Below are 14,170 nucleotides of genomic sequence, written 5' to 3'. Positions count from 1 at the left end.
TTGGGTTAATTGAAGTTGCAAAGTTACATTTTTATGACTTATGCCAAGTCACAAACTGATTATTCACGATTTCTTTGCCTTATTGAATGATAATGTTCAAGATAGATAATAGGCAGACAATCTGAAGCGAAATAGGAAGAAAGGCTAGGGGTAAGCGGTGTTGGATAAGACGCTAATAATAGAGAGCTAAATGGTTCCCCGACACGATAGGGGGCTTGAAGATATTCTATTGCATTAATATGAAACCCTAAGCGCTGGTAAAATTTAATTCTCCTCTGTTGAAGCTCATCTTCAGGCAGTTCAACCTCTAAAATAATAGGTGTGTCTTTTTCAGGCATAAAATCATTCATCACCACTTTGCCTATCCCTTTATTTCTATATTCTGTATGGGTAGCAAAGTGTTCGATAAAACGGGTCATTGGAAAATCCCACCAGAAAAATAAACCAATTATTTTTTTTGAATCGAATAATCCCTCACAATGATAGTAAGGGATTTCCTTGATAAGATTTTCTTGTGCATCTCTATGCCTTCGTTCCTCTTCAGGAAAAGAATTGATATAAATATCCCATATCTCTTCAAAATCAGAGCTGTTTGGCTGTATGGGTATTCTTTTTATATCCAAAGACATAAAGATGTTTTATATTTCTATTAGCAAGACTATTCTACTTCCCAAGTTTCACCGCTAGTAAGAACATCTTCTACTGATTTGAAGGAAGATTTCTCTTTCTTAGCATTTATCAGTTTTTCCAACTCCTCTGAATAAGTTTTGTCTTCTACTTTACGAATGATACCTAAAGCTACCGGATATTCTGGATATGCCATATCTGCTAATTGCCAATGAATCATAGGATTTGGATTAGCCACATCATGAATTAATATATCTTCTTCAGTAATGCCATTCTTGCCGATTTCAACAACCTCTATGAATCCATTATCATCAAGTCTAAGTCCCCTGTCATGATTCTTTCCGAAAATCATTCGTTTACCATCTTCTAAAATAATAAAGTTGTTCAACTTATTCTCTTTGTCATAAAAGGCTCTATGTGTTTTATCATTGAAAATTACACAATTTTGTAAAATTTCGATAACGGCTGTGCTCTTATGTTCTATAGCTTCTGTTATGATGCTTGATGATAGTTTGATGTTAATGTCTAAACTGCGAGCGAAGAAACGAGCCCTAGCACCAAGTGCCAATTCGGCAACTCGGAAAGGTTTTTCAATGGTTCCTTCAGGTGAAGTTTTTGTTTGTTTACCTAATTTTGAAGTAGGAGAGTATTGCCCTTTTGTAAGCCCGTAGATCTCATTATTAAAAACAATCATCGTGATATCTATATTCCTGCGAATAGTGTGGATAAAGTGATTACCTCCAATCGCTAAGGCATCTCCATCACCGGAAATCTGTATTACTTTCAACTCCGGATTAGCTGTTTTAACTCCTGAAGCAATTGCTGCTGCACGTCCATGTATAGAATGAAAACCATAGGTATTCATATAATAAGGAAAGCGTGAAGAACAACCAATACCGGAAATAACAGCATAGTTTTCTTTTGGGTAAGGTAAAGATGCCAGTGCTTTTTGTACAGAATTCAGGATGCCATAATCTCCGCAACCAGGACACCATCTTACTTCTTGGTCACTTTTAAAATCTTTTGGCGTATATTTATATTGCTGTGTCATAATGTTTTCTTTATTTCAAGTTAAGGATAGCTTCTTTAATTTCTTTTACAGTAAATGGTAAACCTTGCAACTTATTGTACTGTTTAAAATCAACATGAGGGAATTGTCCTCTTAGGTACTCAAGAAATTGTCCTTGGTTAAGCTCACAAACTAGGATATTCTTTCTGTCTTTAAATAGCTCTTTTGTGTTTTTTGGAAGAGGATGGATATAGTTAAATTGAGCTAAAGCCACATCATGTCCTTCATCAACCAATTGTTCAACGGCTGTTAGCAAATGACCAAAAGTACCTCCCCAGCCTACAATAAGGGTCTCAGCATTGTCTTTTCCGTATATTTTTTGATCAGGAATGCTATCGGCTACTCGTTCTACCTTCTCTTTTCTTAAGTCACTCATTATTTGATGATTCAAAGGAGAGTGCGATACATGTCCGGTTATATTTTCCTTTTCCAAACCACCAATACGGTGCTCAAGTCCTTTCATTCCTGGGAACGCCCATTCTCTTGCTAAGGTTTTTTCGTCTCGCTGATAAGGTTGATATTCTTTATCCAATGAAGCAATTCGTGGTTTGATTTCTGGTATAACGTCCATAGACGGGATACGCCAAGGTTCTGCACCATTGGCAATAAAACCGTCAGTGAGTAATATAACAGGTGTCATATGCTCAAGCGTAAGTTTTGCAGCATAATAAGCATAATCAAAACAATTTGTAGGAGTACTTGCTGCCATCACTATTAAAGGACTTTCACCGTTTCTTCCATGAATAGCTTGAAGCAAGTCCGATTGTTCTGTCTTGGTAGGTAAACCTGTAGATGGACCTCCACGCTGTACATCAATAATAACCAGTGGTAGTTCGGTCATCACTGCCAGACCTGCAGCTTCGGTTTTCAAAGCCAAGCCGGGGCCTGATGTTGTGGTGACAGCCAGATTTCCGGCAAAGGAAGCACCAATAGCCGTACATATTCCAGCAATTTCGTCTTCTGCTTGGAAAGTCTTGATGCCTAATTCTTTGTAAGCTGCTAAATATTGCAAAATATCCGTAGCTGGTGTTATAGGGTAAGAACCGCAGAATAAAGGTAAGTTAGCTTTTTCAGTGGCCGCCATTAGTCCCCATGCTGTCGCTTCATTTCCAGTAATCGTTCGGTACGTACCTTTCTTTATTTTTGCCGGAGCTATAACGTAATGATTAGCAGTTACATGGGTTGCTTCTCCATAGTTATAACCAGCTCTTAGTACTTTTTTGTTGATTGCTGCAATGTTACCTTTCTTTTTAAACTTCTTGTCTAAAAAACTATCAGTATGAGTGAGTTCTTTCTCAAAAAGCCAATAGGTAAGACCTAAAGCAAACATGTTCTTAGAGCGGTCTATTGTTTTTGCATCTATGTCAAACTCAGAAAGCGCCTCTTTAGTCAAACTCGAGATTGGCACCGAAATAACTTTATATTGTTCTAATGAACCGTTCTCTAGAGGATTTTCTGTATAGCCTGCCTTCTCAATATTTTTAGCAGTAAATGCATCTTTATTGACAATGATAACAGCATTTTTTGCGACTGTTTTCAAATTTGCACGTAATGCCGCTGGGTTCATAGCAACGAGCACATCAGCAAAATCTCCAGGAGTATAAACAGTTTTTTGTCCAATATGTAATTGAAATCCGGAAACACCACCAATAGTGCCTTGTGGTGCACGTATTTCCGCAGGATAATCTGGGAAAGTTGAAATATCATTTCCAAAGAGGGCAGAAGTAGCTGCAAATTGTGTCCCTGTTAGCTGCATCCCATCTCCTGAGTCTCCAGAAAATCGTATGACAATATGATCCTTTTCTAGGACTTTTATTACTTTTTCCATTAGGTTGTGATTTTTATTATATGAAAAACAAAGTTATGAACTTTAGCGGAAATGCCAACGAAAAATGAGTTTTATCTTGTATTTTTGTCAAATACCGAAACTTATAGGATAGAAAATGGAATATATTGTTGTCAGCTTTACCAATCACAAGATTAAAAAGGAAACAAATGAGATCCTTATCGCTTATCTTAACGAAATGGGCTATGAGGGTTTTGAAGAACACCTCAGTGGAGTAGATGCCTATATCACAGCTAGTGATTTTAATAAAGAAGCGCTAGATGAGTTGAAGCAATCGGTGCCTACTTTGAGTTTTGATTATAAGTGGAGAAAATTGGAAGATAAAAATTGGAATCAGCTTTGGGAGGAAAATTATAAACCTGTGATTATCGCTGATAAACTATTGGTAAGGAGCACATTTCACGAGTCTATACCTAATATTCCATATGAGATTATTATTAATCCTCAAATGTCGTTTGGGACAGGTCACCATGAAACAACCAGCCTTATGCTAGAGGCATTGTTAAAAATGGATTTGACTGCTAAAAAAGTGTTAGATGTGGGATATGGCACTGGGATTTTGTCTTTATTTGTTGCAAAACAGGGTGCTAATGTAGTCGGTGTAGATATAGACTCCAATGCATATGAAAATGCCTTCGAGAATCAGAAACTGAATAAAGTAGAAGGTCGATTTTCCATTCTGAAGGGAACAATAGACAATGTTGATGAAAAACCATTTGATATTATTTTAGCCAATATCAATAGGAATGTTTTATTACAAGATATGCATAAATACGCAAGCAGACTACATGATGATGGTGTCTTGCTATTGAGCGGTTTTCTTGAGCAAGATGTTCCAAAATTAGAAGAAGCTATCGAAAAATCAGCGTTAACAAATTGTGAAAAGACTGTGCTAAATGAGTGGGTATTGCTGAGTGTGCGAAAATAATTTATATCTTTAATGTTCAAAATTTTAAATACGGAATTATGCCTACGAATACCTATCGTTTCTTTAATAGAGAATTAAGTTGGTTGTCTTTCAATAAACGAGTTTTGGATGAAGCAAAGTCTGAAGAGTTGCCGTTGTATGAACGTATCAATTTCTTAGCTATTTATTCAAACAACCTTGAGGAATTTTTTAGTGTAAGGGTTGCCTCATACAAAAAGTTGCAACGACTTTCTGAAGATATAGGCAACGGTGATACTAAACCTGGTAAGATCCTCAATGAAATTAGAAAAACGGTAAATAGTCACCTCCAAGAATTTAATCAGATTTTTGATGATGTAATTGAAAAGTTGAAATCAAATAACATATATTTAGTCCGTGATTTCAAAAAACTGGATGAGAATCAGAAGTCGTATATCACCGAGCTTTTTCATGATGCATTAATTCCTCATACTCACCCTATGCTTTTGCTCAAGGATAGAGTGAACCCATTCTTGCAGAATAATGTGCCATATTATCTGCTTAGACTTTATAAGAAAAAGTCAAAAGCATCCAAACCACAGCCACGGTACGCTATTGTTCGCATTCCGAGTCATCATTTTGATAGATTTATTGAAATACCCCAAAGAGATGGACGTCATTTTATCATGTTTTTGGACGACATCGTTCGTTATAATTTAAGCTCGCTATTTCCAGGCTATACAATTGACAAAGCCCATACATTTATGGTTACGCGCGATGCAGATTTTGAGGTAGAAGATGAATTAGATGGAGATATTATCGACAATATTGAGAAAAACGTATTGAGAAGAGAAGTAGGAGAATATTCTCGTTTTTCTTATGATCATAATATGCCTGCACGAATGGTGGAAGTCTTAAAGGACAATTTCAAATTGATCTATACAGACATGTTGGAAGCTGGCAAGTATCTTAAATTGAATGATTTATTTTCATTCCCCAACCCGTTTTATCCTGAAATGGAGAGAGAGAAATTTCACCATCTCAATGTGAAAGAGTTAGATGAAGCAAATACAATTTTAAAAGCACTAAAGAAAAAGGAATATTTATTGCATTTCCCATATCACTCTTATCATTATGTGATTAGAATGCTTAATGAAGCAGCAATAGACCCTAAAGTTGAAAAAATAATGGTAACACAATACCGTGTAGCCAAAAACTCAGCAGTTGTTGAAGCATTGATTGGTGCCGCACGAAATGGTAAAGAGGTCACTGTTTTTGTAGAAGTGAAAGCCCGCTTTGACGAAACTGCAAACCTGCATTTTGCAAAAGAAATGCAACATGCAGGTATCAAAATTATCTACAGTATCCCGGGTATAAAAGTTCATGCTAAAGTCGCCTTAGTTTTACGCAAAGGAGACAGCACAAATTATGCATTTTTAAGTACTGGTAATTTTAATGAAAAGACGGCAACCTTGTATTCTGATATCGGTTATTTTACCAAGAAGCCAGAAATCATTACTGATTTAGTTAATTTGTTTGATTACCTTGAAAATCAAAATACCTCACCTCGTTTCAAGCATCTTTTCATAGGACAATTCAATCTTTATAAGAATATCATAAAATTAATAGAGCGAGAAATCAAAAATAAAAAAGATGGCAAAAAAGCCCATATGATTTTGAAAATGAATGGTTTGCAAGAGAAGAATGTAATTGAAAAGCTCTATGAAGCCAGTTTGGCAGGGGTAAAGGTCGATTTAATTGTCAGAGGTATTTGCTGTTTAGTCCCTAATCAGAAATACAGCAAAAACATCAAAATTATTCGTATTGTCGATCGCTTTCTCGAACATGCAAGAGTTTTTTATTTTTATAATGATGGTGACGAGGAATTTTATCTTTCTTCAGCTGATTTGATGAACAGAAATATGCACAGACGTATAGAGAGTGCATTCCCAATAGTTGATGAACCATTAAAAAAACAAATAAAAGACTTCTTAGATATACAATTGGCTGATAATCTTTCTGCTTGTCTTGTCAATGAGAAATTGGAAAATGTGAGAATCGAAAGAGAACCTAATACTCCAGCTATTCGAGCACAGGCGGAAATGTGTGATTATGTTCAAGGATTAGAAAATAAAAACTAAAAGATTGTAAGGGTTTCCTCGTAAGCTCCTCCCCAAACGCCTAAATAACCATTGGCGTTATTAGGGAGATAAAACTCTTCGTTTTGAAGTTGAATTTCTGTATTATATAAGTATTTATAATAATCAGGATTGACGCTTTTTATCTTAATAATCAAAGAATCACCATCTTTAAAATAAAGGTAGATATTGCTTAAAAATTTTATACTTAATTGTTGTGGTGATGTACTACTGAAAAACAAACGTTTAAAAGGAGAAGAAAGCATTCCGTACTTATTATTATGTATAAAAGAGTCATTATTTGCAAAGGGTAATTTAGTTTGTTTTTTATTAATAGATGCCCAACACTCTATTACATAAAATGAATCATCAGTGCTTGATGCATTATTTTTTATGGATAACTCAACTAATAAAGAATCATTAGAAAGCTGTGTCTTCCTATGAATGTTAGCTGTGAAAGAAGAAGGTATTGTTGTCTTTGCTGTTATTTCTTCATTGTCATATTTAAACTTTAAAATATAACTTTTGCCAGCCTCTGCTTTTTGGTTCGATTTCCTTTTATTATTTCCTTGTGCAGCCAATTTATCTAGAAAATTATTAGAACTATCCCAAAGACTCACTTCTTTAATAGAAACAACACTCTTATTTTCAGGATATGTTCTATTTCTTGCATTTGTTAAGGTAATTTTAAAATACTCATTTTGCACAGCTTCTCCTAATACAACTGGAACATTTTCCTTCTGCTGGGGTGGAGGTGTATATTCGTTACTGCAAGAACTGAAGAAAAGTATTATTGAGCATAAAAGATATATAGTTTTCATCTTGTTTAGAATTTAAAAGTATAACTAACATATGGCATTGGAGAGGGGAGAGCTACCTCTTCAATATTAACTTCGCCTTCAAAAACGCTTGATGTTGCACGAAAAGGAGCAGCTTTACCCACTAAACTATAAATGCCCGTCTTTAAAATATGCTTAGCATATTTCTTCCCTTTTATTTGAAATGTATATCCAGCGTCAATTCGATAATTATCTTTTAGTTGAAAACCATTTATGTCACCATAAACGTAGTTTTTTATACTAGGAGAATCATCATTTATCACATTATCGATATTTGCAATTTCATAAATAGGAATACTTATATAGCGTTCTGTATTATATTCCCACATTAAAGAAATGCTGTGTATTTTATTAAATGAATATTCTGTAGTTAACATTAAAATATGGGTAGGAGTGAGAGCATTAGGGAAGTATCTCTTGATTTTTTTTGTTTCAAAAGGTTTCGCATCTTTTTCTTTTTTTGAACAACTCCTCAGTTGCTGTTGAATAACCTAAATCCACTCCTAAAGCTAATCGCTTGATGTGATAACGATAGCCTATCCCTGCCATACCGAAAGTTGTTGTTTCTGACTTTTCTGCAATGCCTAGCAGTCCGTTGGAAAGAGTGTTGGCAAAGATATCAGTGTCACTTGATGCATAAGCAGTTCCATAAAATGGTCTGATCTCATGTCTGTTTGTTTTATACGCATTTTGTGCATTCAAAGTTGTAGCTCCTAAAATCAAAGTTGCTAAAAGTACTGTGGTTTTTACAATTGTTTTCATTTTTTTTATTTTTAAAATTAAGTTTATGTTTTTGTTCTCATACATATATAAGACGCAACTTTATTAAAAACCCCTATTAAAAATCTGCAAAAATATCTTTTCTTTTTTATAACTATAAAACATCTGATTGTCAATTAGTTGAAGCTATATTTTAAATTGATTTGAATCTTAAATATTTATAATCTTTTGGAGAAAATAGTCTTAACGATTAACTTTGAAAGAAATCTTTCTATGGAAACTATCAAAAACCCTCTAAGAAGGGTAGCTTTAGGGATGCAGTTTCTTTTCGTTGCATTTGGTGCTACTGTTCTAGTTCCTATTCTTATTTCTCAAAGTACTGGAGAAGACTTTTCAACCACTACAGCGTTATTTACAGCCGGGGTGGGTACACTTATTTTTCACTTAATCACCAAAGGACGTATTCCGATTTTTTTAGGAAGTAGTTTTGCATTTATTGCACCGATTATTGCCTCTATCAATGCGTATGGATATGCAGGGACACTATCAGGATTGATAGCTGTTGGTGTATTCTATGTGATATTTTCATTTTTGGTAAGAGCTTTTGGACTTAGAGTCATTACCCGACTTTTCCCACCTATCGTAGTAGGGCCTGTAATTATGCTGATTGGTTTGTCATTAGCACCCGTTGCTGTAGATATGTCACGCAGTGATTGGGTTCTAGCATTGATAACATTAGCCACAGCCATTATCGTAGTTATGTTTGGTAAAGGGTTTATAAAGTTAATCCCTATTTTTATTGCATTGCTGGTGGGCTACATTGTAGCTATGTTGTTAGGGAAAGTCGATTATCATGTCATAACTCAAGCACCTGTTCTAGAAGCTCCTCGACTTGTTTTTCCTGAGTTTAATTGGGGCGCAATTTTGTTTATGCTTCCTGTCGCGGTAGCACCATTAGTAGAACACGTTGGTGATATCTATGCGGTAAGTAATGTTGCGGGAAAGGATTTTGTCAAAAAACCGGGACTCCATAAAACGATTCTTGGTGATGGTGTGGCAACATTAGTAGCTGCTTGTCTTGGAGGGCCTCCAAATACGACTTACTCAGAAGTTACTGGAGCTGTGCAATTAACTAAAGTAACTGACCCTAGAGTGTTACGTATTACTGCCATTACAGCTATTATTTTTTCATTCATTGGAGTGGTAGCAGCTGCATTGACAACAATACCACAAGCCGTTTTGGGAGGAGTGATGTTGTTACTATTCGGAATGATAGCCTCGGTAGGTATCAAAACACTGATTAGTAATAAAATTGATTTTGACAATACTCGAAATCAAGTGATTGCATCTGTCATTCTCGTTATAGGAATAGGTGGAGCTGTTTTACCAATGCATCTTCCTGATGCAATGACTCAGTGGCTTGCCGAGCAAGGAATACAGATGGGAAACATCAAAGCAGAATTTTCTGGGATTGGTTTGGCAAGTATCGTAGGGGTACTTTTGAACTTAATTTTACCCAAAAGAAAAGAGTCTCAATTAGAAAACTAAGACTCGTTTTAACTAAAAATTAGATATCCTATTCTTTTATCTAGAGAATAGGATGTTTTTATTGTATTTGATATTCTACAAATAATGTCGCATTTACCTTAATAGTACCTTTGTTTATCTCTAACGTTTCATAAGCAACTTCAGCTTCTTCCATTATTGTTTTATATGAATCAGACCGATATTCAACTCTTGGATTAGGTGTTGAAGATGAAATTTTTACATTACCTATCTTTACTATCTCTTTTCCAGACTCAGGAAGCTTATCTAAAAGTTTATCGGCAAGAATAGCTGACTTTTCTAATGCTTTTATGTAGGCATCATTTCTTAAACTGTCCATGTTTGAATGGGTAAAACTAAGCCTTCCAATAGAAAGATTTTTATGATCTAAAATTTGAGTATAAATACCATCTAATATGTCAATATCTTTTACTGTTACAATTAAACTGGTTGAACTTTTGTAGCCTTCAAAAATACGTGAATTGTTCCACCATTTATAACTTTTGCGAAGATTGATATTCATCGTAAGGATGTCGTTTTTATTTACGCCCAACGACTGCAGTTGCTCATTCAATTTATTCGATTTTTCAATTAAACAGTTTTTGGATTTTTTAATGGATTTATCCAGACATTCTAAATCAATAGAAAAACTTGCTTGGTCAGGTAATACCTCAACTTCTCAAGATAACTTGAGCATTATCGTTTTAAATTTCGAATGCTCAATAGTGGAGTTATTTTGGCAAGCTGTAAATAATAAAAAACTGAGAATTCCAATAAAATATTTCATAATACCAAGTTTTTATTTTTAATAAAAGCAAAACCTTTGCCAAAAATGAAAAATAATGAATTAAAACTTATAGCCAATCCTTAAGTGCAGGTTTACAGCTACATAATCTTTATCACCATAATATCCATCACTTTGTAGATAGCGTCGATAGCCAATGCCAAAACCAGCTTCATAACAAAAGTGCATTCCAATAGTTCTTCTAATTCCCCAAGTTGGAACAAACGAGATATCACTCACTACATTTACATTATCTTCATTGGAAATTAAGAACCAATCCGGATGAAAAGTTGTCTTCAAAGAAATAAAATTGCCACTATTCCCAGTGATACTTCGTGCCTTATTTATCCGTTTATTCAGGTTGTAATAATATCTCGGTTCTACAGTAAAAGCAGGTGCCATTACAAAGCTCACTCCATCGTAAGCTTTACCCCACCAAATACCTGAATCTAATCCTACTTCTGTGCGAAGGGCATATTATCTGTTAGGTAACTTTCATTGTGTGCATAAACGCCTAAAAATCCTATTTGGATTCCATAAACAGATTTTTCTACACTTGCGTTTTGTGATTTGGCTATGAATACTGATGTACAAAAAATTAGGACTAGTAATGCTTTTTTCATATAGATTTCGTTTTAACTATATATTATATAAAATTTGGATTCAAGATAATAATAGATTTGCAAAACAAAGTTGATTATCTTTTGGAATTCAAAGCTGCAGAAACACTACCATGTTGTCTTAGTAATTTTTTGGCTTCATTATAAGAAATATCTAACTCATCCATAAGCATTCGGCTACCACGCTCTACCAATTTTTGATTAGTCAATTGCATATGAACCATTTTGTTTCCTGATACTTTTCCTAATTGTATCATCGTTACAGTACTTATCATATTCAAGATCATTTTTTGTGCCGTTCCTGATTTTAACCGTGTACTTCCCGTAACAAATTCACTGCCTACAACAGCTTCAATAGGAATATCAACGGCTTTCCCAAGAGGAGAGTTTGGGTTGCAAGTAATGCAGGCAGTAAGCAAGCCATTATCTCGGGCTGTTTTCACACCTCCAATTACATAGGGAGTTGTTCCCGAAGCAGCGATGCCAATAACAACATCTTTTTCGTTAATCTCATAATCTTGAAGAGTTTTCCAAGCTTGTTTCGTATCATCTTCAGCATTTTCTACCGCTTTACGCAGTGCAATATCACCCCCGGCGATCAATCCAATGAAAATACCATCAGAAACACCAAAAGTAGGAGGAAGTTCTGAGGCATCTAATACACCTAATCGACCGCTAGTACCCGCACCTATATAAAATACACGTCCACCTTCTTTTATGCGTGGTACGATTGCCTTTACAAGCTTTTCTATTTCTGGGAGTGTTTTTTGTATCGCTTCATAAACTTTGCGATCTTCTTCATTCATCCCCTCCAATAGAGCGCTTACGCTCATTTCGTCAAGATGTTCATATTCGGATGAAGATTCTGTGATGTTTTTCATAGTTTGCTTAGTAAGTTGATACGGATAGCATAACTAGAGGACAAGCTCTCTCATGCAAAATTTTTTCTTTAGTCAAGCGATTTTCAAACTCAGGATTTTCTGTTCCCGGTGGGAACAGTACACGTTTGGGTTTTAAGTCAATGATATAGTCTTCGTATTCCTTCAAATTCTTGGCTGAAAGATAAATATTGACGGTATGGATATCTTCAAATTTTTCTTTTTCTGTTGTGATTTTTACATCTTGTACATTTCCTTCTCGTAACCCTATCGCTACTGTTTCGATATTATGATCTCTCAGCATAGTAATGCATTGATATGCATAGCGTTGAGGGTTGGTACTAGCACCTATAACTAATGATTTTTTCATGCAATTCTGTCTATTTTTTATTCCTTAATTAGAAGAACAACAGCGTGTGCTTCTACGCCTTCTCTGCGACCTACGAAACCAAGTTGTTCTGTTGTCGTTGCTTTTATAGAAAGCGTATTTTTATCAATTTCTAATATCTCAGCAAGTACATCTCTCATTTTGGGAATATAATCTTTTACCTTGGGTTTTTGTAAGCAGACTGTCGCATCAATATTGTTGATGTAATATCCTTCTTTCTTAATCAATTCTAGTGTATCTTGAAGTAGAATTTTACTATCAATATTTTTATATGCATTGTCAGTGTCAGGAAAGTGGTATCCAATATCTCTTAAGCATGCTGCACCTAATATGGCATCACAAATGGCGTGAATCAATACATCACCATCAGAATGTCCAACTGAGCCTAATTCGTAAGGTATTAAAATTCCCCCAAGCCAAAATTCATATCCTGCTGCAAGTTTATGAACATCATATCCTTGTCCAATTCTCAAATTCATATTTTAGGTTTTAATTTGGGTAAATTTACAACATTTTGACTAAAGTCTCTAACTTTATTCCTCGTGAACCTTTTATTAAGATTTGGTTCCCTCTTATAGGGTTTTTGCTTAGATAGTCGATAACTTGTTCTGCATCGTTAAAATATAAAAATGAATCTGTTTTTCTCTTTAAAAAATGAGTGCCAACTAGCCAGGTGTTGGGTGCTAATCCTTTATCTTTTATCAGAGTGATGATTTCTTCGTGTGCTGTTTCACTCAAGTGCCCCAATTCCAACATATCACCAAGAATGAGCATCTTATGAGGATATTCAGTTTGTATGAAATTTAAGATAGATAATTTCATACTTGTCGGATTCGCATTGTAGGCATCTAATAGAATTGTATTATATTTGGTCTCTATAAGTTGTGAGCGGTTATTTTTTGGGACATAATTAGCTAAAGCATTTAAGTTTTTATTCTTAGGAACATCAAAGAATTTACCAATGGCAAAAGCAGCTAATATATTTTCAAAATTGTAAGCTCCCAGCAGTTTAGTCTGTAGTTCAACGTTTTCTATCTCCATGTTTAGGAAAGGTGAAGCTGCAATGAATTTGCCTGTAACTTGTGCATGCTCACTGCCATAACTATAAAGATGACATTTAGTTGCAGACGCTTTTTCGGATAGTATTTCATTATCTGCATTTACGAAAAGCGTTCCATTTTTTTTCTCGACTGCTTCATACAGCTCAGTCTTTGTTTTGATGACACCTTCAAGCGAACCAAATCCCTCAATATGTCCTTTCCCAACATTCGTTATAATGCCATAATCAGGTTCAGCTATGGCACAAAGTTCTGCAATTTCATGCCTATGATTAGCACCCATCTCAATGACTGCAATTTCCGTAGCAGGAGTGAGGCGAAGCAAAGTCAGTGGCACACCGATGTGATTATTGAGATTACCCTCTGTTGCTAAGGTATCATATGTGGTTTCCAATACTGATTTTATAAGCTCTTTGGTCGTTGTCTTGCCATTAGTGCCAGTAATCCCTATAATTTTTGTGTTGCAATATTGACGATGAAAATTAGCAAGATTTTGTAATGTTTCTAAGACATCATCAACAAGGATATACTGTTCGGACAATACGGCTGATTGATCATCAACTACAGCTAACTCACAACCTTTTTTTATTGCATCTTTGGCAAAATAATTTGCATCAAAATTTTCGCCTTTCAATGCAAAAAAAATGCTCCCTATTTTGGCTTTTCTTGTGTCGGTGCAAACTGTGGGATGTTGTAAGAAAAGTTGATGTAATTTAGCAATTTCCATAAAATATATTGTACTAAAAAAAGCCCTTAACAACAGGGCTTTTGA

At 35.0% G+C, this 14,170-nt stretch carries 15 protein-coding genes and 1 pseudogene; 3 read left to right on the top strand and 13 right to left on the bottom strand.

What is annotated here, in order from left to right:
- Nucleotides 1–59 precede the first annotated feature (59 nt).
- The 3 genes from C7377_RS08110 to C7377_RS08100 are packed head-to-tail and all read right to left on the bottom strand — an operon-like array spanning nt 60 to nt 3,524.
- Nucleotides 60–629 (bottom strand): GNAT family N-acetyltransferase, encoded by a 570-nt coding sequence (locus C7377_RS08110; protein WP_116496853.1) that lies wholly within the window; start codon nt 627–629, stop codon nt 60–62.
- Between the two features lie 29 nt (nt 630–658).
- Nucleotides 659–1,678 carry a 2-oxoacid:ferredoxin oxidoreductase subunit beta gene (locus tag C7377_RS08105; RefSeq protein ID WP_116496852.1) on the bottom strand — a complete coding sequence of 340 codons (1,020 nt, stop codon included), beginning with the start codon at nt 1,676–1,678 and terminating at the stop codon, nt 659–661.
- Nucleotides 1,679–1,688: 10 nt separating this feature from the next.
- Nucleotides 1,689–3,524, bottom strand: a complete 1,836-nt coding sequence (locus C7377_RS08100; RefSeq protein ID WP_116496851.1) for a 2-oxoacid:acceptor oxidoreductase subunit alpha — start codon at nt 3,522–3,524, stop codon at nt 1,689–1,691.
- A 115-nt stretch (nt 3,525–3,639) separates the two neighbouring features.
- On the opposite strand from C7377_RS08100, the gene prmA reads away from it, so the two are divergent.
- Nucleotides 3,640–4,470 (top strand): 50S ribosomal protein L11 methyltransferase, encoded by an 831-nt coding sequence (prmA, locus tag C7377_RS08095; RefSeq protein ID WP_116496850.1) that lies wholly within the window; start codon nt 3,640–3,642, stop codon nt 4,468–4,470.
- Between the two features lie 38 nt (nt 4,471–4,508).
- Complete coding sequence (ppk1, locus tag C7377_RS08090; RefSeq protein ID WP_116496849.1) at nt 4,509–6,569, top strand: polyphosphate kinase 1; 2,061 nt, start codon at nt 4,509–4,511, stop codon at nt 6,567–6,569.
- On the opposite strand, the gene C7377_RS08085 is transcribed toward ppk1, so the two are convergent.
- From C7377_RS08085 to C7377_RS08075, 3 genes are all read right to left on the bottom strand, one after another.
- Nucleotides 6,566–7,387, bottom strand: a complete 822-nt coding sequence (locus C7377_RS08085; protein WP_116496848.1) for a DUF4249 family protein — start codon at nt 7,385–7,387, stop codon at nt 6,566–6,568. The genes ppk1 and C7377_RS08085 overlap by 4 nt on opposite strands.
- 5 nt (nt 7,388–7,392) lie before the next feature.
- Entirely contained in the window at nt 7,393–7,734 is a 342-nt protein-coding gene (locus C7377_RS08080) for a hypothetical protein (protein ID WP_116496847.1), read from the bottom strand.
- A gap of 103 nt (nt 7,735–7,837) precedes the next feature.
- The gene (locus C7377_RS08075; protein WP_133241478.1) at nt 7,838–8,167 is read right to left on the bottom strand and encodes a hypothetical protein; all 330 of its coding nucleotides are present in this window, start codon (nt 8,165–8,167) and stop codon (nt 7,838–7,840) included.
- A gap of 231 nt (nt 8,168–8,398) precedes the next feature.
- Between C7377_RS08075 and C7377_RS08070 the strand changes: the two genes are divergently transcribed.
- Nucleotides 8,399–9,673, top strand: coding sequence for a uracil-xanthine permease family protein (locus C7377_RS08070; protein ID WP_116496845.1), 1,275 nt, complete (start codon nt 8,399–8,401; stop codon nt 9,671–9,673).
- Nucleotides 9,674–9,731: 58 nt separating this feature from the next.
- On the opposite strand, the pseudogene C7377_RS08065 reads toward C7377_RS08070, so the two are convergent.
- The 7 genes and pseudogenes from C7377_RS08065 to C7377_RS08040 all read right to left on the bottom strand — a co-directional run.
- Nucleotides 9,732–10,337 (bottom strand): annotated as a pseudogene (locus C7377_RS08065) (SIMPL domain-containing protein); the annotation flags it as partial.
- Between the two features lie 180 nt (nt 10,338–10,517).
- Complete coding sequence (locus C7377_RS09605; RefSeq protein WP_207778457.1) at nt 10,518–10,868, bottom strand: hypothetical protein; 351 nt, start codon at nt 10,866–10,868, stop codon at nt 10,518–10,520.
- A gap of 41 nt (nt 10,869–10,909) precedes the next feature.
- Complete coding sequence (locus C7377_RS09600) at nt 10,910–11,077, bottom strand: hypothetical protein (RefSeq protein WP_207778456.1); 168 nt, start codon at nt 11,075–11,077, stop codon at nt 10,910–10,912.
- A 74-nt stretch (nt 11,078–11,151) separates the two neighbouring features.
- Nucleotides 11,152–11,955 (bottom strand): N-acetylmuramic acid 6-phosphate etherase, encoded by an 804-nt coding sequence (murQ, locus tag C7377_RS08055; protein WP_116496843.1) that lies wholly within the window; start codon nt 11,953–11,955, stop codon nt 11,152–11,154.
- Nucleotides 11,956–11,962: 7 nt separating this feature from the next.
- Nucleotides 11,963–12,322, bottom strand: a complete 360-nt coding sequence (locus C7377_RS08050; protein ID WP_116496842.1) for a CoA-binding protein — start codon at nt 12,320–12,322, stop codon at nt 11,963–11,965.
- A 17-nt stretch (nt 12,323–12,339) separates the two neighbouring features.
- Entirely contained in the window at nt 12,340–12,819 is a 480-nt protein-coding gene (gene ispF / locus C7377_RS08045) for a 2-C-methyl-D-erythritol 2,4-cyclodiphosphate synthase (RefSeq protein WP_116496841.1), read from the bottom strand.
- A 25-nt stretch (nt 12,820–12,844) separates the two neighbouring features.
- On the bottom strand, nt 12,845–14,125 hold the full coding sequence (locus C7377_RS08040; RefSeq protein ID WP_116496840.1) for a UDP-N-acetylmuramoyl-tripeptide--D-alanyl-D-alanine ligase: 1,281 nt from the start codon (nt 14,123–14,125) through the stop codon (nt 12,845–12,847).
- Between the last annotated feature and the right edge of the window lie 45 nt (nt 14,126–14,170).

This window comes from Balneicella halophila (genome assembly GCF_003096835.1).
Taxonomy (GTDB): Bacteria; Bacteroidota; Bacteroidia; order Bacteroidales; family Balneicellaceae; genus Balneicella; species Balneicella halophila.
Note: the sequence above shows the minus strand (reverse complement) of the source record. Positions and strands in the feature narration are given on the sequence as shown.